Here is a 17,082-nt window from a genome sequence, read left to right as displayed (position 1 = left end):
TTCAGCGCGAGTGTGCCGCGAGGGTCAGGCAAAGCAATGGCATGCGCCGCCATTCAAATTCGCCGTGAAACCGACTAGACGGGCTTTCTGGACCCGATTCCCAACGTGCCGGCGGACTGATCGGCAAAGCATGAAAGTGGCTGGATGATGAGCGAGACCGATCTGACGCTCGACAAGGTCGAGGACGCAATCGAAGCGATCCGGAACGGCGAACTCGTCGTCGTGGTGGACGATGCCGACCGCGAGAACGAAGGCGATCTGATCATGGCGGCGTCCAAGGCGACGGCGGAAAACATGGCTTTCATGATCCGCCATACGAGCGGGATCATCTGCGTGCCGATGACCGGGGAGCGCGCCGAGGCGCTCAATCTGCCGCCGATGGTCGCCAACAATCTCGATCCCATGCGAACGGCTTTCACGGTTTCGGTCGATTACAAGCGCGGCATGACCACCGGCATTTCGGCCGACGAGCGCTGCAACACGGCGCGCGCCCTTGCCAACGACAATGCGGCGGGCTCGGACTTTCTGCGGCCGGGCCACATGTTCCCGCTGATCGCCCGCGACGGCGGCGTGCTGACGCGCTCCGGCCACACCGAAGCGGGGACCGATCTCGCGCGGCTCGCGGGTCTCCCCGAGGTCGGCGTGTTGGCGGAGGTCGTCAACGACGACGGGACGGTGATGCGCCTTCCCCAGCTCGTGCCGTTCGCACGCCAGCACGGCCTGAAGATCGTCTCGATCGAGGACATGATCGCTTGGCGCGTGCGCCGCGAGTCCTTCGTCAAGGCGGTGCGCGAAGAGACGATGACGATCGGCGGGCTGACCGGTCAGATCAGGATCTACGAGACACCGTTCGACGACCTCCAGCATGTTGTCGCGATTTTCGGCGATGTCCGGGGAGGTGAGGGGGTGCCGGTGCGCATTCACAGGGAGCAACCGGTCACGGATCTGTTCGGCCGCACACGCAATTCGAAGACCTGGGTCGAGGTTGCCGTCGACGAGATCGGCAAGGTCGGCCATGGCGTTCTGATGCTCCTCAGAACGCCGGAAGTCGACGACTTCGATCTCGGAGAAACCGTCGTGGATCACGCGGATGGGGAAAAGCACCATTCGGCGGTGTCGCGGCGCAAGCGCTGGCGCGAAGTCGGCCTTGGCGCGCAGATCCTGCGTGATCTCAAAATCCGCTCGATTCGCGAGATCGCGACCCATGAGCGCGCCTATGTCGGCCTCACCGGATTCGGGATCGAGGTCAGCGGAACGATTTTGGTGAAGGGCTGAGGCTGAGGAAAGGGCCGTTTGCAGCGTCGCAGTATGAGCCTCGGCGCCTGATCTGATCCGGAAGGTCGCATGACATTTCCGGTCAACCCAGGCGGCTAATCGAGAGGCCTGGAGCGGGCTGGGCCTGGAGCGGAATGTCGATTCCGGTTTGCCGCTTCATGCTCTGGTCAGTCGTAAACGCTGGCCAGGCTTCGTGCGTCGGTCGCGGTGGGACCAGCTGAAACGCAATTATGCGGCGAAGCACCCATGGCTTCGCCGCCTCATAGCAGGCTTGTTCGGGTAAGCCCGTATCGAGCTGTTATGCGGATTCGAGATTGACGGCCTTGGGGCCTTTTCCGCGCTTGTCCGGCTCGGTTTCGAACGAGACCTTCTGGTTCTCTTCGAGGCCGGAGAGGCCAGAGGCCTGAACGGCGGAAATGTGAACGAAGATATCAGCACCGCCATTGTCGGGCTTGATGAAACCAAAACCCTTCTCGGTGTTGAAGAATTTGACCGTTCCGGTCTGCGCCATGGTAGGAACCCTTGATCCTTAGCATTCAGTGTCGCCCGAAGGCAGCGGCAGGCAAGTCTTGTACTTAAGGAAGGAACCAACTCATCGCGGCTCTCGCCGCTCGGAAGAAGCGCTTCCGATGCGCAAATCGTCCATACCTAGCGTTCGCGAAATTGCCCGAACACAGTGAGGATGCATGCGATGCGTGCTATTGGCAAGTAAAACTTTTCCAACACAGGGCAACGCCTATATAGGTCGCGTTCCATATTCTGCCCACTCTCCTCGGTCGACCCGCCCATGAAAACGATTTTTGCCGGCTTTTCCGCGTTTCCCGGCGCTCCATACAATCCATCGGGTGATCTCATCGAGATGCTGACCCAGCGTCCGGCGGCGACAGGCGATGTCTATCCCGTTTGTCTTCCTGTAGATTGGGACCGGAGTTGGCCGGTACTGCGCGCGGCGATCGAAGAGCAGCGCCCCGAAACGGTCGTCCTGTTCGGTCTGCACGTCACGACCGAGCGCTTGAGGCTGGAGCTTCTGGCGCAGAACAGGCGCGAGCTTGGACGAAAGGATGCGGCAGGCGGTTTTCCGGCCGGCCCCAGCATTCTGGATGGTCCGGCGAAATACCAGAGCTGTCTGCCATGGACCGAGGTCGCGGCGCTGCTTCGCTCCGAAGGGATCGACTTCGAATGGTCCACCGATGCCGGTGCCTATCTCTGTAACGATACGCTTTACCGCCTGGCCCACCATGCCGGATCGCTTGGCATTCGCCAGTTCGGCTTCATTCATCTGCCGATGAGCGACGAGCGGATCGGCGACTTCCTCGCCAGCGATGCGGATTGTCCCCAGGTCTTCAATTCGATTTCCGGTGAAAAGCTTCTGAGATTCGCCAACGATCTTGCAGCTCTGCTCGGGTCGGCAGAATCGCCCATAGGCTGAGAGATTGACCTTTTATCCCTTTCGCCGGCGCGATGGCACGTCGTCGTCAGGGAACGTTTTCGCGTCCTGCCGGGTTACGGATCAACACCCTTTGGAGCGTATTGATGCCGACCTGTAAGCCGATCTATTTGGCCTCCACCCTGTTCTCCGTTCTGGCAATCTCGGGCTTTGCCACCGAAGCTTCGGCTCAGACGATGGACAGTGCGCCGATCCCAAGCGGCGGTGCGGTCGTGGAATATGATGCGGGCATTCCCCTCGGTCAGCGCAGCCAGTTCTACGGTCTTCCGGGAGTCGACCTCAACGACGGTGTCGGCAAGGTTCGCCCGCGCGGCCCCGGCGGGCTGGAGAATAATGTCGGCGCGATCGGCATGGCGACGCCGTCGACGTCCAGCGCCAATCCACGGCCGCTCGACGATACAGAGAGCGGCATTCCGCTCAACCGCTGAAGGCCCGATAGCCAACCGTGACCGATTTCGATGCTGATGCGCTGGGCGAGGTCTATAGGACCGGGCTTGCCGCGGAAAAAAGCGGCGACCGCGAGGCCGCCGCGGCCGCTTATCTGAAATGTCTGGACATTGATCCCGCCGATCACGTCGGGGCGGAAATTCGCCTTGCCGGGCTTGGCTTTCGCGATGCGCCGGCGAGTGCTGGCAGCGCCTATGTTGCAACGTTGTTCGATCAACATGCCGAAGATTTCGAAGACATTCTCGTTCGGCAACTGCAATACAGGGTCCCGGAAATGGTCGCGGAGGTCCTTCGGGCGTCCGGCCGGCGGTTCGGCCGCCTTCTTGACCTTGGCTGCGGAACAGGGCTTGGCGGCGAGGCTCTTTCCGAACTCTGCGACACGACGGTCGGCGTCGACCTGTCCGAAGAGATGGTGCGCATATCCGGCGAGAAGGACATCTATGACAGGTTATTCGTCGCCGAAGCGATCGCCTTTCTGAAAAGCGAGCACGCCAGCGCTGGCTATGAGCTGATCCTCGCGACGGATGTCGTTCCCTATCTTGGCGACCTCGACGAATTCTTCAAAGCTGCGGCCGATCGGCTCATTGCTGGCGGTACACTCGCCTTTTCGACCGAAACCATGAGCGTAAGCGAGCTGAACGGCCGCCCGTTTGCCGTCGGCAGGGCTCAGCGCTTTCATCATGGCGAAGTTTACGTCCGTCAGACGTTGTCCGACCACGGATTCTCAATTGAACATTTTAACGCCATCACCGTTCGCTTGCAGGATGGGGAACCAGCTCCGGGACACATCGTCGTTGCGCGCCAGTCGTGACGCACGATCGGGCGTCAACTTTGCCCTGCTCTGTTCTGAAACACGTCCAACCAAGAGGTTACCATGAGAACTCTCGTCTTCCCCGCAATCGCAGCACTCTTGATGGTCGGAGCATGCAGCACCGCGAATAACGGACAGGCTGCTCGCGAGATGACGACGCCTGAAACTCCGTCCGATGGCGTCGTTCCGGGCCAGACATCAACCAGCGGAATGTGAGACCGCTGAGCGGAGCATCAACCCCGATGTCGGGGGAACCTGATGCTCCGCTCGCGTGTTTTTTGGCGTCAATTCCTTCGGACACCGGCATTTTCTGTCCGGTTTGGTTCGTCCGGCCTGCATGACGTTTTTGTCCCGGACCAGTTCACGGCAAGTCCCGGATCATAGGATCGGAGCTAATCCGATTGCTTTCACGGCCCGAGACTTCGTTTGATGACCAAAGCCGCACGCTTCGTTCTTTTCAGTCTGATCGCTTCGCTCGCCTTTCCGTCCGCAAACGCGCAGCCGGTTCCCGGTTGGTCGGCCGGGTCTTCGAAAGACGCGACGATGGACGCCGGGCAGCTCTTCACATGCAAGGGGCCGGATTGCGCGGGCGGCTTCACCTGTCTTTACGCCGCAGCTCCGCCAAGGCCGGCTGGCGCCCGGTGGCTGAAGGTCGAGGATGTCACCAATCCCAAGGTCTGGCCCTGGCGGGCGGTCGAAACCTGGCTCGGCACGAAACTCAACGAGATCGAGGCCGGTATCGTGGAGGACCCTTCGCTGCCAGTCGGTGAATGGGCGGCCCGCGACAATCCGGTTACCTTCAAGATCGAAGACGAGGGCTTCGCCCGCCGCGTCTATTCGCCGAATTCCCGACAAGGCAATCTGACGGTTCCAATCTGGTTCTGGACGTCCAAAGGCCGGCTGTTCACGATGTTCTGCGCGATCGAGGGGCCACGGATTTCGAAGGTGAGGGCGCCAATCCACCGGCTCCTGAGCGAGCTTCATCCGGGTGAGCCGGTCCGCGACGATATACCCACGCGTTTTTGATCGGGTTCCCTCCGCCCGCTTTGCCGCACATCCGGAACCAAACACACCGCGCCGCCGTCTCCTTTTCGATATTCATCGTTCCGGACAGGAGACCAACATGCGTACGCTCGGACTGCTGGCGGTTGCGGCCGCTCTCGCTCTTCCCACGATGTCAGTCACGCCGGCCTCGGCTCAGCAGCGCATGGTCGATCGGGACGGCTACGACATTGTCGGCGTGCGTTTGTCGGAACGCGAACGCAAGGAAAGCCGTCCGGTGGAGTTGCCGAACGGACAGGTCGTTCTGCGTCCCGTGAACAATGGCATTCCGTGGCTCTACGGCTTTGGCGATGCGCGCGGTGTGCCGTCGGGCCTTCCGACGCAGCAGGGCGTCACCCCGTCCATCTACGATTCGACGCCCTCAAGTGGGATCGTGCCCGGACAGAGTTCGCGCTAGCTCACGCCAGCATTGACCGAGGCGGGGGCAGCCAGCCTGCGCTTCTTTTCCAGCCGCCGTTCCCGGAACCAGATGACCATTCCGGACCCAGCTACAATGGCCGCGCCGAGGATGGTCCATGGGCCCGGCCATTCGCCAAAGACCAGGATGCTGGCGATCGTCAGGTAGATGATGAAGACGTAGGTGAATGGTGTCAGCGCGGAGGCATCGGCGTAACCATGGGCTCTGGTCAGCATTTCGTGGCCGAACCAGCCGAATATTCCGATGGCAACAAGAAGCATCGTCGACAACCAGGTCTCTGGCATCTCCCAGAAATAGAAGGCGAAGGGCGCGAGGCAGACCGTGCCGACCAGCCCGCTGTAGAATTGCATCGTTTCGTGATGCACGCGGCCGGAGAGCTTGCGCGTCAGAAGTGTATAGAGCGCGACCGACAAGGCTCCGATCAGGGAGAGGAAGACTGCCCAGTGAAAGTCGGCCTCGAACGGGCGTATCGCGACAATCACCCCGACGAAGCCCAAGGCGATCGCGCCCCAGCGCCACGGGCCGACCTTTTCGCCCAATATTGGGCCCGACAGGGCGCAGATGATGATCGGCGATGAGAACATGATCGTCGCCGTCAGCGTCAGCGGAAGATAGCGCACCGCGAAGAAATTGGCGCAGGTCGAGGCCGCCAGAAAAGCTGATCGAAGCAGCACCAGGCCAAAGCGCTCCGAGCGGAATCGGTCGATATGGATGCCGTCCTTCGCAATCAGTCCGGTCGAGATGACGAAATGGACAAAATAGCGCATGAACCCGATCTGCAGCGCAGGAAGTCCGACGGTTCCCAGCCACTTCGCGCTCGTGTCGATGCCCGAAAAACCGAGATAGGCGAGAAGCATCATCCCGACGGCGAGGACGACGCGATCCTCATTGGCTTTGCTGACCAGTCCGACCATGGCGGGAGACCTTTCGAAGATGTGCTGTTCGTGACCCGCTTTTACCCATTGTGTCGCGGCGCGGATCGTCGAGCACCGCCATGGCCCGCATGCCCGTAGATGAACAGATGTGACGGATCAATTTCTCGTAAACGGATCGCTTCGCTCCAGCGCCGCGTTGGCGAGGGAATGCGGGGAAACGTTGCCGGAGACGAGGCGCGTCGGCCTGAAAGTAAAAAGGGGATGTCAGCGAGGAAACTCTAAAAAGGTTTTATGTCGTATAAACTCATTCACAAGTTATCACGAAAGTGTCATATCTTGCGCTGATAATATTGCCGCTTGGCCTATGTCCAAATCCTCGGCGGCCTCTAGTATTCGATGCAAGCCTACGAGTGTCCGGCTTCGATCCGGTCCATCTTGCAAAAGGGAAAGTATCCAATGAAGTCACTTCGCATCGCCACCATGATCGCCGGCGTTTCGGCATTCGCCATTCCGGCCCTTGCGCAAACCGAGCCGGAAATCCTGCCGGGTTCGGAAACCGCAACCGAGCAGCAAGCCGTTGAATCGCGTGAGGACACGGCCGCCATGCCCGGGTCCGAGACCGATGCGCCAGTCGCTGACCCGGCTTCCGAAACGATGGTCCCCGGCAGTGAAACCGGTGAGACCGAGAATATGGAAATGCAGCGGGACATGACGGCGGAACAGCCGGGTGGCGGCGAAGAAATGCAGACGAATGACGGGCCGCTGGTGCCGGGTTCGGGTGCGACATTTGCCCCCGGTGAAAACGCGACTGGCGAAGATGCAGCTCTTCAGGACGAGTCGGTGACCAGCCCCCAGTAAGCGTCTGGCGCCAAAAACCGTCAGCCAGAGTTTGAGGCCGAAACCCTGCAAGGCCTTTCGGACAACAGCATTCGGTAAAACAAGGTCTTGGAGCGAGAGATCGCTAGCGACTTCTTTCATTTCGCCCCAAGCCGAACATGCCATATCGATGCCCTCGCCGTGTGCGGGGGCATTTTCGTTTGGCATGCTGCTTATGCCTTCATCCGTTGGGACGATTGTTGTGGCTGCGTCTGTGACCGGACGCCGGCAGCACTCAGAAAAAAGCGGCGATATCTACGCTGGTACTGGACAAGAGTTTCTCGGTAACGGTGTTTTTACTGTATCGAGCGGGCGCTGCATAAGATTTTGGGGTCATTGTCTGCGTTGCGTTGACAGCCTGTTACCATCCTGTCATGCAACGAAGTTCTTTCTCAGACGTCTTCTTTCCGAACGGTCCGCAAACGGGCCACGACAATAAGCTCTGTCAATGAGCTCATGATCACGGCGCAGTTATATTGCGCTGGAAAGGACGATAATCATGTTGAAGACCCTTCGTATCGCGACCATCCTCACCGGTGTCTCCGCTTTCGCAGTCCCGGCATTCGCGCAGATGGCGCAGGATAACACGATCGTTCCGGGCAACGAGGCCGAGATCCAGACGAATAACGCTGAGATCCGCCAGAACGTCGCCGAAGACAGCACCGTCAATCTCTCACGCCCGGAAAACCCAACCGCTAACCCGATGGACGAAACCATCGTTCCGGGCAGCTCGGCAGGGATCAGGCAGAACGAAGCCGACGCGCGTGCCGCCGTTGCCGAAAGCCCGGATGTTGCGACAACCGGCGACATGAATGGCGAAGGTGAAGACGTTCTGGTCCCGGGTTCGGGCGCCACGTTCTCCCCTGGTGTTCCTGTCGAAGGCCAGCAGGCTGCAGAGCAGGACGAGTCGCCGAGCATTAACAACTAATCACGAAGCTGCCGATCAGTCGGCAATTCAGATCGAGGCCTCGGCGGCATCCGCCGGGGCCTTTTTTATGCGCTGATGACCGCACTGGAGGCCGGGTCCCGCGTGCCTTGCTATTCTTGCGGCTTGCACCACCCTCCTGTCGTGGGTGCCGCGCCAACGCCGCCTTGGCGATTGGATATCTGTCCATACTGGGAGGAATGACACATGAATGTATCGAGACTGGCTGCGCCGCTCGCTGGCTTCGTTCTTTTCGCGACGCCTGCCTTTGCGCTGGAGGTTTCGACTGAAACCGAAGTCGCTGCCGCACCTCAAAAGGTGTGGTCGACCATCGGGGGGTTCTGCGCCATCGCCGAATGGCACCCGGCCGTCGCTTCCTGCGAGGAACGCGAGGTGGATGGCGCGCCCCACCGCATTTTGTCTCTCGAAGGGGGCGGAACGATCGAGGAGGCACTCGTGTCCCGCGACGACACCGGGATGACCTATACCTATCGAATTGTAGAAAGCCCGCTTCCGGTCGCAAATTACGAGTCGACCATCGCTGTGTCGGGCGAGGGTGATACCTCGATGCTTTCCTGGGAGGGGACGTTCGACGCAGCGGAAGGCGCCAGTGACGAAGACGCGATCGGTGCGATCACCGGCATCTATGAGTCAGGCCTCGCCGCGATTTCGGAAAGAGCAACCGGAATGTAAGGCGATTGCGCCGCTATAAACACAGATCAGGGCCCGCATTCCCAGTGAATGCGGGCTTTCCGCCCCCCCGCCTTCTAAGAATTCCGTTTGATCGCTTCGCCATAGCGGATCTAGACACGCTCGTGCGCCGCGCTGGCATCGATACCATCTCCAACTTATTCAGCCGGATACGGTATCAAACGCAGGCTGCAAAGCGTCCCGAGGAATAGTCCGCGACAGCGGTGCCAAAGCCCCGGTCCATGCGCCGGGGGGAATTCGAACGCATCTGCCGTCCGTCCGTCGAAACGAAATCGAGCGTCCGATTTTCCCGATCGATGATCGCCGCTGTCAGCAATCCACCATAGACGGCGCCCGTGTCGATCGAAATCCGATTTTCAGTGATGGTCGGCCGCTTGTCCTTTTGCGGTGTGTGTCCGTGGACGACCACGTGGCTGAGCATTCCCTGATGCCGCATGAACGGAGCACGAATCCATGCGCAATCGTACCGAGCCTGACGGTCGAGCGATCGATGGGGATCGACCCCCGCATGGACGAAGGCAAACTCATCGACGAGAGCGATATTCTCGGTGGTCGTCAGCATCCCGCAATGCTCCGGTGACACCTCGAAAACCCGGCGGCGTGCCTCCTCGACCGTTCCCTGCTCAGTGACGCCATAGCTCTGCAAGGTCTCGGCCCCGCCCTGCGAGAGCCAGGCATGAACGTCTTCAGGCTCCATTTCGTCTTTCAGAAACTGAAGAAACCACATGTCGTGATTGCCGATGAAAGCGCGTGAGCCCTGTCGCCGATCGCAGAGATCGATGACCCGGTCGATGACGCCCCGGCTGTCCGGTCCCCGGTCGACCATGTCGCCCAGGATGTAGAACGCGCAGTCGTCAAGGTCCGGAATCTCGCTCAGACGATCAATGAGGTGATCGAAATGATCCGCCATTCCGTGAATATCGGCTATGGCGACAATCCGCTTGGGAAGGCCGGTTTCATCGAGTGAGGAGGGGCCGGACGGGAGGGCCGGAAAAAAGTCAGCTGATGTCATGGATGAAAGACGCGTGACGCATGGCGCGGGTTCCGGGCTCGCAGCTCGATCCGTCTCATAAGACATCCGTCCAATCGCTTCGAACTCAACGAGCCCGAAAGCGTGCAAGCAACCGCGCCAGCTTTGACGGGGTGTCCGACTGAAACGGCCGGACACCGCATCAAAACGCCCAGGTTCTTGCCTTGGAAATCAGAAAATCGCGGAAAACCCGGAGTTTCGCGGAGTTTCTCAGTTCCTCCGGATAGCAGAGATAGGTGTCGAAGGTCGGCATCTCGATCTCGGGAAGGATCTGGACCAGCTTGGTCCGTTGGTCGATCATATAATCGGGCAGAAGGCCGAGGCCGATACCGCTCTCGATGGCCGAGCGGATCGCGATCAGATTGTTGATCTGCAGGATCGGCGAGCGCGCCTGACCGTTCTCGATTCCCACGGTCTCCAGCGTATTCAGGTTGCGCAAATAGGGCGGCGCCGGCTCGCCGAACGTGATGATGCGGTGCTGATCGAGGTCGTCGATCGTCTCCGGCGTTCCGAACCGCGAAATGTAGCTAGGTGCGGCGTAGACGTGGAGATGCACCGTAAAGAGCCGGCGCTGGATCAGGTCGGGCTGCTGCGGCTGGCGAAGCCGGATCGCCGCGTCCGCGCGGCGCATGGTGAGATCGATCTCCTCATTATCGAACATCAGCTGAAGTTCGATGTCGGGATAAAGCTCGAGAAACTCCTTCGAGCGCTCGGTCAACCACCCGGAGCCGAGACCGACCGTCGTCGTCACGCGGAGCTTGCCGCTGGGCTTCTCCTTGGTTTCCGTGAGCTGCATACGAACGGCTTCGAGGCGCTGAAGCACCTCATTCGCCGTTTGAAACAGCATCTCTCCCTGCTCGGAAAGAATGAGGCCCCGCGCGTGCCGATGAAACAACGGCACGCCGACTTCGCTTTCGAGCGCGGCCACCTGGCGGCTGATCGCCGATTGGCTCAGCCCGAGATTTTCCGAGGCTCGGGTGAAGGAGCCCGCCTCTGCCGCAGCGTGGAAAATGCGCAGCTTATCCCAGTCAAGGGCCATTGGTTTGGTCCGTCCGGTCGATAGGAACTATTATTGCTGCACTGCAACATAATCACTTTTGTGGAGATTTCACGTAAATTATTCTGCTGCGGCCTTCTTTTGACTTTCGATCGCCTGCATCTGCAGCCAACGTTCGGCGTCGAGCGCGGCCATGCAGCCCATGCCAGCGGCGGTGACGGCCTGACGCCAGACGTCGTCCGCAACATCTCCAGCCGCGTAGACGCCCTCGATCGACGTGCGCACCGTACCCGGCTCGACCCAGAGATAACCGGACGGCTTCTGCTTCAGCTTGCCCTCGAACAGTTCGACGGCCGGCGCATGGCCGATCGCGATAAAGACGCCATCGGCCGACAGCTCCTCGGTCTCGCCGGTGCGCGTGTCCTTGATGCGAACCCCGGTCACGCCCGGCATCGGTTTGTCCTGGCCGAGGATTTCGTCGATCTCGCCATTCCAGCGCAGCTTGACGTTCTTGCTCGCGAACAACCGTTCCTGCAGGATGCGTTCGGCGCGCAATTCCTCGCGGCGGTGGACCAGCGTGACCGTCTTGGCGATGTTGGAGAGGTAAAGCGCTTCCTCGACGGCAGTGTTGCCGCCACCGACCACGACGACATCCTTGCCGCGATAGAAGAAGCCGTCGCAGGTTGCGCAAGCCGAAACGCCATAGCCCTGGAACTTCGCCTCGCTTTCAATCCCGAGCCATTTCGCCTGGGCGCCCGTCGCGATGATCAGCGCATCGCAGGTGTAGACCGTGCCCGAATCGGCGGTCAGCCGAAACGGCCGGCTTTCAAGATCGGCTTCGACGATGAGGTCGTTGACGATTTCGGAGCCGACATTCAGCGCCTGGGCCTTCATCTGCTCCATCATCCACGGACCCTGGACCGGGTCGGCGTAGCCCGGATAATTTTCCACATCCGAGGTGATCGTCAGCTGCCCGCCTTCCTGGAGGCCCGAAATGATCAGGGGTTTCAGCATGGCGCGCGCTGCGTAGATCGCGGCCGTGTAACCTGCGGGACCCGATCCCAGAATGAGGACTTCCGTATGTCGTTGGGTCATTTCGCGCTCTTTTGGTCTGTGACGTTCGCTTCGTGAAATGGTCGATCACGTGCGATCATTCAATAAGTGACGCCTTCTCTGCCCGCAACATGCGCGAGGATGGATGCGGTGCGGAGCTCCGTTGCGAGGCGGTCGGACGCACTGTAATACGCTGCGTGCAGTGCGAAAAATCGAGCCCATCCGTCGGCCTCGATCTCAGGGGACATTGACCATCTTCAGGACGATCGCTCACGTTACGTCGAATTTCGGCCTCGCGCTCGCCGGTGCCATGGTGATTCCCGCCTTGGTCGATATTTCCGATCGCAATGAGGATTGGAAGGTGTTCATCGGATCGAGCGCGATGATCGCGATGCTTTGCGCCCTCGTCTCGGCGGCAACGCGCGGTGACCGACCGCGATTCACCCAGCGGCTCGGCTTCCTGATCGTGACCTCGGTCTGGATCGTGGGCGCACTCATCGGCGCGGTCCCGATCTACATCTCCTCGGTCAACGTCTCTTACGCCGGGGCGTTCTTCGAATCGATGTCCGGTCTGACGACGACGGGATCGACCGTGCTGTCGGGTCTCGACGCGATGCCGCGCGGCATCTTGATGTGGCGATCCCTGCTGCAGTGGCTGGGCGGTATCGGCATTATCGGCATGGCGCTGCTGGTCCTGCCGGCCCTCAGGACCGGCGGCATGGCGCTGTTCCATATGGAAAGTTCCGACAAGTCGGATAAGGTTCTGCCGCGCGTCGCGCAGCTTTCAGGTGGTCTCGTGGCCGCCTATGTCACTCTGACCGTGCTCTGCTCGATCGTCTATACCGGGCTCGGCATGACGTTCTTCGATGCGATGAACCATGCCATGACGACGCTCTCGACGGGCGGCTATTCCACCCACGACCTCTCAATGGGGTATTTCGATGACGACCGGATCCTGGTAGCCGCGACCATCTTCATGGTGCTCGGCGCCTTGCCTTTCGTTCTCTACATCAGGGCGTTCCTGCCACGCCGTTTCCAGCTCTGGAGCGATCCGCAGATCGGCGTCTTTCTCACCACCTGCGTGATTTTGAGCCTGTCCATCGCCATAACCCGGCGCGTCTATAATTCGAGCTCGATCGAGGAGGCCTTCGTCTCCTCGACCTTCAACCTCGTCTCGATCATCACGACGACGGGATATGCGTCGGACGACTACACGCTCTGGTCCAATGCGGCCCTCGGCATCTTCATCTTCGCGACATTCCTTGGCGGATGCGCGGGTTCGACATCCGGCGGCATCAAGGCGAACCGTCTCTACATACTCTATAAGCTTCTCGGTGCCAATTTTCGTCGGCTGGTCCGGCCACACGCGGTGATTCGCCTGAAATACGGCTTGAACCCGATCCCGCCCGAGGGGATTCAGACGGTCACGATCTTCTTCTTCCTGTTCTTCGGAACCCTGCTTCTGGGAACCGTGGCGCTCGGCCTGTTCGGCCTCGATTACGACACAGCCTTTTCCGGAACGCTCACCGCGCTTGCCAATGTGGGTCCGGGCTTCGGCCAGACCATCGGTCCGGCCGGCAATTTCTCCTCGCTCCCGGAAGGCGCCCTGTGGATTCTTTCGGCCACGATGCTGCTCGGGCGGCTGGAGCTCGTGACCGTTCTGATCTTGTTTTATCCAGCCACCTGGACGGACTGACGCGTTCACGGCGCAGTCTGAGGGATGCAGGCACGCAACATGCGCCGCCTTGTGCGGGTTTCCGCCGTTGCCGGTCTTTTCGACAAACGGTATCCGATGGCGTCTGATCCTGCCCGGGCCGCGATGAGCGAGACCGGGCGGTTCCTGAGGAGAGCCGGCCATTCTACGGACGATCGCCAATGTGACGTCGAGCTTCGGCCTGGCTCTAGCGGGCTCCATGCTGTTACCCGCGCTCGTCGATGTCGCTGACGGGAATGACGACTGGAAGGTCTTCGTCGGTTCGAGCGCGCTGATCAGCATGATCTGCGCGCTGATCTTCGTTGCAACCCGCGGCGAGCGTCCCCGCTTCACCCAGCGGCTCGGCTTCCTCATCGTGACCTCGGTCTGGATCTTCGGCGCCGTCGTCGGAACGATCCCGCTCTATGTGGCCTCGTTCAATCTGACGCTGGCAGGGGCTTTTTTCGAATCCATGTCCGGCATCACGGCGACCGGATCGACGGTGATTTCCGGTCTCGACGCCCTCCCGCGCGGCATCCTCATGTGGCGTTCCCTGCTCCAGTGGATCGGCGGTATCGGCATCATCGGCATGGCGCTGCTCATTCTGCCGGTGCTCAGAACCGGCGGCATGGCGCTGTTTCACATGGAAAGTTCCGACAAGTCGGACAAGGTTCTGCCCCGGATCAACCAGCTTTCGGGCGGGCTCGTCGCGGCCTATGTCGTGCTGACGCTTTTGTGCACTGTCGCCTATACCGGCCTCGGCATGACCTTCTTCGATGCGGTCAACCACGCCATGACGACGGTCGCGACGGCGGGGTTTTCCACCCATGACGCATCCATGGGATATTTCGAGGACAACCGGATCCTCGTCGCCTCGACCATTTTCATGATCCTCGGCGCGATGCCGTTCGTCATTTATATACGGGCGTTCCTGCCGCGCCGGTTCCAGCTCTGGCGTGATCCGCAGATCAAGGTCTTCCTGTCGATCTGTCTGGTGCTCAGCCTGACGATCGCGATATCCCGGCGCATGATCAACGGTACGCCGTTCGACGAAGCGCTGATTTCCTCGGCCTTCAACCTCGTCTCCATCATCACGACGACCGGCTATGCGTCAGAGGACTACACGCTCTGGTCCAATGCTGCGATCGGCGTGTTCTTCCTGGCGACCTTTCTGGGCGGCTGCGCGGGCTCGACGACTGGCGGCATCAAGGCCAACCGGCTCTACATCCTCTATCAAGTGGTGGAGGCCAACTTCCGCCGTCTTGTACGCCCGCACGCGGTCATTCGCATGCGCTACGGCAACAGCGAGATCGCGCCTGACGGCATCCAGACCGTGACCATCTACTTCTTCCTGTTCTTCGGCACGCTGCTGCTTGGCACCGTCATCCTCTCCATGTACGGGCTGGATCTGATCACGGCCTTTTCCGGTACGCTCACATCACTGGCCAATGTCGGTCCCGGTTTTGGTCAGGTCATTGGTCCTGCTGGCAATTTCTCGTCTTTGCCGGACGGCGCCCTGTGGGTGCTTTCGATCACCATGTTGCTCGGGCGGCTGGAGCTCGTGACCGTGCTGATCCTGCTTTTCCCTGCAACCTGGAAGGATTAGGGGGCGAATGATCGCAGCGCATTACATCAATCTCGAACGGGCCAAAGAGCGGCGCCTTTTCATGGAGCGCCAGGGCACTCGTCTTGGCATGAAGCTTCAGCGTTTCGCGGCTCTTTGCGGCAGGGATGTTGCGGACAACAGGTTCTCCCGCCTTTCGACGCTCTGGGAGCGGCCCTTGTCACGGGTCGAGATCGCGCTTCTCCTCTCGCACGCGTCCCTGTGGGATAAGTCGGTCGAGATCCAGGCCCCGCTCGCGATCTTCGAGGATGATGCCGTGCTCTCGCCCCGCCTGCCGGCATTTCTCGACCGGGATCTGCCCGACTACGATCTCATCAACCTCGAATATTACGGCCGGCGGAAATTCTTCCGGCGATATGCGAGCATCGGCGAATTCTCGGATATCGCGAGGGACAAGGCGGGATCCGCTGCCTATGTGGTTTCGCCGACCGGTGCGCAGAAGCTCCTGACGGCCCTTGACCGCTTTGCTGCTCCTTCCGACGCATTTCTCTTCAGAAGCGGCCGGCTCGAAATCGCACAGGTGGAGCCGGCTCTCGCGGTGCAGGCCGATGTCCTTGAAAGAATGGGTGTCGATCCGGGTATCAGAACCACGAGGCAAATTCATCAGCCGAGGGCGCAACCGCGAATGCGCCGAAAGAACTGGGTCTATGGCTGGCGGCGAACCGTGACGCAATTGCAGCTGATCCCGCTTCATCTGGGACGCGGCACCTTCTACGAATTGCGCAAACCGCGCATCGACCTGGCCGAGTTCGTCTCGGACCACAGCTCGTCGTAAACCGACTCGATCTCTGCCGCTTCGCGTTGAAGCGGAAAATGCTCGCGGACATGGGCGAGGGCGCCTCTGGATGCCGCTTCCCGCTTTGCATCGTCGTCCATATAGGGGACGAGAGCTGCGGCGATGGCTTCACTGGAAAAGCTGTCCACCACCGTTCCGGTTTGGCCCTCGACGATGAGCTCACGGAATGCGCCGGCATCGGTCGCAATCACCGGCGTCCCGCTTGCCATCGCCTCGAGCGGGGTGAGGCCGAAACCCTCGTTGCGGGGCGGCGCGACATAGATGTCGAAGCGACGGAACCAGGGTGCGATGTCATCGACTTCGCCGGCGAAAAGGATGCGGTCGGCCATGCCTGCGGCCGCGACGCGATTTTGTAGCTCCCGCCCGAATGCCGCGTGCTCGCTCGTCGTGCGTCCCGTGGCGACAGCCGCCCAATCGGGCCGGTCTTTCAGGACTTCGATCATCGCGTCGATGAAGAGGTCGGTGCCCTTCTGATGACGGATGCGACCGGAGCAGCCGACGATCTTCTTGCCGGCGAGACGATATTCCAGATCTGATGAGAGCTGGGGAAGCGGTCCATCTGGCACGAACCGATCGCAATCGATGCCATGCATGACGACGCGATGGGGCACCTTGAGGAAGGACCCGCTCTTCGAAGACGTCGCGATCACACGGTCCATTCGCCGGATGAGGAAGCGTGTATAGGCCGAGTGCTCGCGTTGGGCAGCGGACGTGAAGACAAGCTTCAGCGGCATCCTCAGGACGTCGCGCATGACGATGCCCGGCAGCATCTCCGTGTTCCGCCGCGCATGCCAGATGCGGACGGATTTGCCCTTCGGTCGTCGCCAGAGCGCGGGGAGGGAGCCCCATGACAGGCGCGGGACGCTTTTCGGCAGCACATCCGGCCCCATGGACGCGATCGCGATGCGCCTTGCCTGAAACGGCAGAAGCTGGACGATGGTCGAGGTTACCCCGGAAAGCCGCCGTTTGAAGTTGGGTGCGATGACATGAGTTTCGCGCGCTGTGATATTCGATCTCACGCGATCGTCGCGATCGCCGACGG

Annotated in this window: 18 protein-coding genes; 12 read left to right on the top strand and 6 right to left on the bottom strand. The window is 60.6% G+C overall.

The genetic code is table 11. The annotated features are described in order from the left end of the window. The first annotated feature begins 147 nt into the window (after positions 1-147). Positions 148-1,275 carry a 3,4-dihydroxy-2-butanone-4-phosphate synthase gene (gene ribB / locus ABDX79_RS05050; protein ID WP_346219289.1) on the top strand — a complete coding sequence of 376 codons (1,128 nt, stop codon included), beginning with the start codon at positions 148-150 and terminating at the stop codon, positions 1,273-1,275. A 298-nt stretch (positions 1,276-1,573) separates the two neighbouring features. On the opposite strand, the gene ABDX79_RS05045 is transcribed toward ribB, so the two are convergent. Continuing rightward, positions 1,574-1,786: a cold-shock protein gene (locus ABDX79_RS05045; protein WP_346219163.1), complete on the bottom strand. Its 213-nt coding sequence runs from the start codon at positions 1,784-1,786 to the stop codon at positions 1,574-1,576. A 276-nt stretch (positions 1,787-2,062) separates the two neighbouring features. Between ABDX79_RS05045 and ABDX79_RS05040 the strand changes: the two genes are divergently transcribed. The 5 genes from ABDX79_RS05040 (at position 2,063) to ABDX79_RS05020 (ending at position 5,439) form a co-directional block, all read left to right on the top strand. Beyond that, a complete protein-coding gene (locus tag ABDX79_RS05040) occupies positions 2,063-2,704 on the top strand; it encodes a pyroglutamyl-peptidase I (RefSeq protein WP_346219162.1) in 642 nt (213 codons plus the stop codon). Positions 2,705-2,808: 104 nt separating this feature from the next. Beyond that, positions 2,809-3,150, top strand: a complete 342-nt coding sequence (locus tag ABDX79_RS05035; protein WP_346219161.1) for a hypothetical protein — start codon at positions 2,809-2,811, stop codon at positions 3,148-3,150. A 17-nt stretch (positions 3,151-3,167) separates the two neighbouring features. Beyond that, positions 3,168-3,980, top strand: coding sequence for a class I SAM-dependent DNA methyltransferase (locus ABDX79_RS05030; RefSeq protein WP_346219160.1), 813 nt, complete (start codon positions 3,168-3,170; stop codon positions 3,978-3,980). Positions 3,981-4,409: 429 nt separating this feature from the next. Further along, a complete protein-coding gene (locus ABDX79_RS05025; RefSeq protein ID WP_346219159.1) occupies positions 4,410-5,006 on the top strand; it encodes a hypothetical protein in 597 nt (198 codons plus the stop codon). 97 nt (positions 5,007-5,103) lie between these two features. After that, on the top strand, positions 5,104-5,439 hold the full coding sequence (locus tag ABDX79_RS05020; protein WP_346219158.1) for a hypothetical protein: 336 nt from the start codon (positions 5,104-5,106) through the stop codon (positions 5,437-5,439). Here the strand turns inward: ABDX79_RS05020 and ABDX79_RS05015 are convergent. Beyond that, positions 5,436-6,374 carry a DMT family transporter gene (locus ABDX79_RS05015; RefSeq protein ID WP_346219157.1) on the bottom strand — a complete coding sequence of 313 codons (939 nt, stop codon included), beginning with the start codon at positions 6,372-6,374 and terminating at the stop codon, positions 5,436-5,438. The genes ABDX79_RS05020 and ABDX79_RS05015 overlap by 4 nt on opposite strands. A 417-nt stretch (positions 6,375-6,791) precedes the next feature. Here ABDX79_RS05015 and ABDX79_RS05010 point away from each other — a divergent pair, with 417 nt between their 5' ends. From ABDX79_RS05010 to ABDX79_RS05000, 3 genes are all read left to right on the top strand, one after another. Further along, positions 6,792-7,193: a hypothetical protein gene (locus tag ABDX79_RS05010; RefSeq protein ID WP_346219156.1), complete on the top strand. Its 402-nt coding sequence runs from the start codon at positions 6,792-6,794 to the stop codon at positions 7,191-7,193. A gap of 517 nt (positions 7,194-7,710) precedes the next feature. Then, positions 7,711-8,139, top strand: a complete 429-nt coding sequence (locus ABDX79_RS05005) for a hypothetical protein (protein ID WP_346219155.1) — start codon at positions 7,711-7,713, stop codon at positions 8,137-8,139. A 204-nt stretch (positions 8,140-8,343) separates the two neighbouring features. After that, on the top strand, positions 8,344-8,829 hold the full coding sequence (locus ABDX79_RS05000; protein WP_346219154.1) for an SRPBCC family protein: 486 nt from the start codon (positions 8,344-8,346) through the stop codon (positions 8,827-8,829). A 175-nt stretch (positions 8,830-9,004) separates the two neighbouring features. Here ABDX79_RS05000 and ABDX79_RS04995 read toward each other — a convergent pair whose 3' ends face one another. The 3 genes from ABDX79_RS04995 to trxB form a co-directional block, all read right to left on the bottom strand. Continuing rightward, entirely contained in the window at positions 9,005-9,859 is an 855-nt protein-coding gene (locus tag ABDX79_RS04995) for a metallophosphoesterase (RefSeq protein ID WP_346219153.1), read from the bottom strand. A 160-nt stretch (positions 9,860-10,019) separates the two neighbouring features. Further along, the gene (locus ABDX79_RS04990; protein ID WP_346219152.1) at positions 10,020-10,916 is read right to left on the bottom strand and encodes a LysR family transcriptional regulator; all 897 of its coding nucleotides are present in this window, start codon (positions 10,914-10,916) and stop codon (positions 10,020-10,022) included. A gap of 78 nt (positions 10,917-10,994) precedes the next feature. Continuing rightward, entirely contained in the window at positions 10,995-11,969 is a 975-nt protein-coding gene (gene trxB / locus ABDX79_RS04985) for a thioredoxin-disulfide reductase (protein WP_346219151.1), read from the bottom strand. Positions 11,970-12,237: 268 nt separating this feature from the next. Here trxB and ABDX79_RS04980 point away from each other — a divergent pair, with 268 nt between their 5' ends. The 3 genes from ABDX79_RS04980 (at position 12,238) to ABDX79_RS04970 (ending at position 16,019) form a co-directional block, all read left to right on the top strand. Next, complete coding sequence (locus tag ABDX79_RS04980) at positions 12,238-13,623, top strand: TrkH family potassium uptake protein (protein WP_346219288.1); 1,386 nt, start codon at positions 12,238-12,240, stop codon at positions 13,621-13,623. A gap of 217 nt (positions 13,624-13,840) precedes the next feature. Next, complete coding sequence (locus tag ABDX79_RS04975; RefSeq protein ID WP_346219287.1) at positions 13,841-15,226, top strand: TrkH family potassium uptake protein; 1,386 nt, start codon at positions 13,841-13,843, stop codon at positions 15,224-15,226. A 7-nt stretch (positions 15,227-15,233) separates the two neighbouring features. Next, positions 15,234-16,019, top strand: a complete 786-nt coding sequence (locus ABDX79_RS04970; RefSeq protein WP_346219150.1) for a glycosyltransferase family 25 protein — start codon at positions 15,234-15,236, stop codon at positions 16,017-16,019. Here the strand turns inward: ABDX79_RS04970 and ABDX79_RS04965 are convergent. After that, positions 15,956-17,059 (bottom strand): glycosyltransferase family 4 protein, encoded by a 1,104-nt coding sequence (locus tag ABDX79_RS04965; protein WP_346219149.1) that lies wholly within the window; start codon positions 17,057-17,059, stop codon positions 15,956-15,958. The genes ABDX79_RS04970 and ABDX79_RS04965 overlap by 64 nt on opposite strands. Positions 17,060-17,082: the final 23 nt, after the last annotated feature.

This window comes from Fulvimarina fulva, assembly GCF_039652615.1.
Taxonomy (GTDB): domain Bacteria; phylum Pseudomonadota; class Alphaproteobacteria; order Rhizobiales; family Rhizobiaceae; genus Fulvimarina.
Note: the sequence above shows the minus strand (reverse complement) of the source record. Positions and strands in the feature narration are given on the sequence as shown.

Coding starts and splice junctions, on each gene's coding strand:
- ribB (WP_346219289.1), top strand. CDS start 148: ATGAGCGAGACCGATCTGACGCTCGACAAGGTCGAGGACGCAATCGAA.
- ABDX79_RS05045 (WP_346219163.1), bottom strand. CDS start 1,786: ATGGCGCAGACCGGAACGGTCAAATTCTTCAACACCGAGAAGGGTTTT.
- ABDX79_RS05040 (WP_346219162.1), top strand. CDS start 2,063: ATGAAAACGATTTTTGCCGGCTTTTCCGCGTTTCCCGGCGCTCCATAC.
- ABDX79_RS05035 (WP_346219161.1), top strand. CDS start 2,809: ATGCCGACCTGTAAGCCGATCTATTTGGCCTCCACCCTGTTCTCCGTT.
- ABDX79_RS05025 (WP_346219159.1), top strand. CDS start 4,410: ATGACCAAAGCCGCACGCTTCGTTCTTTTCAGTCTGATCGCTTCGCTC.
- ABDX79_RS05020 (WP_346219158.1), top strand. CDS start 5,104: ATGCGTACGCTCGGACTGCTGGCGGTTGCGGCCGCTCTCGCTCTTCCC.
- ABDX79_RS05015 (WP_346219157.1), bottom strand. CDS start 6,374: ATGGTCGGACTGGTCAGCAAAGCCAATGAGGATCGCGTCGTCCTCGCC.
- ABDX79_RS05010 (WP_346219156.1), top strand. CDS start 6,792: ATGAAGTCACTTCGCATCGCCACCATGATCGCCGGCGTTTCGGCATTC.
- ABDX79_RS05005 (WP_346219155.1), top strand. CDS start 7,711: ATGTTGAAGACCCTTCGTATCGCGACCATCCTCACCGGTGTCTCCGCT.
- ABDX79_RS05000 (WP_346219154.1), top strand. CDS start 8,344: ATGAATGTATCGAGACTGGCTGCGCCGCTCGCTGGCTTCGTTCTTTTC.
- ABDX79_RS04995 (WP_346219153.1), bottom strand. CDS start 9,859: ATGACATCAGCTGACTTTTTTCCGGCCCTCCCGTCCGGCCCCTCCTCA.
- ABDX79_RS04990 (WP_346219152.1), bottom strand. CDS start 10,916: ATGGCCCTTGACTGGGATAAGCTGCGCATTTTCCACGCTGCGGCAGAG.
- trxB (WP_346219151.1), bottom strand. CDS start 11,969: ATGACCCAACGACATACGGAAGTCCTCATTCTGGGATCGGGTCCCGCA.
- ABDX79_RS04980 (WP_346219288.1), top strand. CDS start 12,238: ATGGTGATTCCCGCCTTGGTCGATATTTCCGATCGCAATGAGGATTGG.
- ABDX79_RS04975 (WP_346219287.1), top strand. CDS start 13,841: ATGCTGTTACCCGCGCTCGTCGATGTCGCTGACGGGAATGACGACTGG.
- ABDX79_RS04970 (WP_346219150.1), top strand. CDS start 15,234: ATGATCGCAGCGCATTACATCAATCTCGAACGGGCCAAAGAGCGGCGC.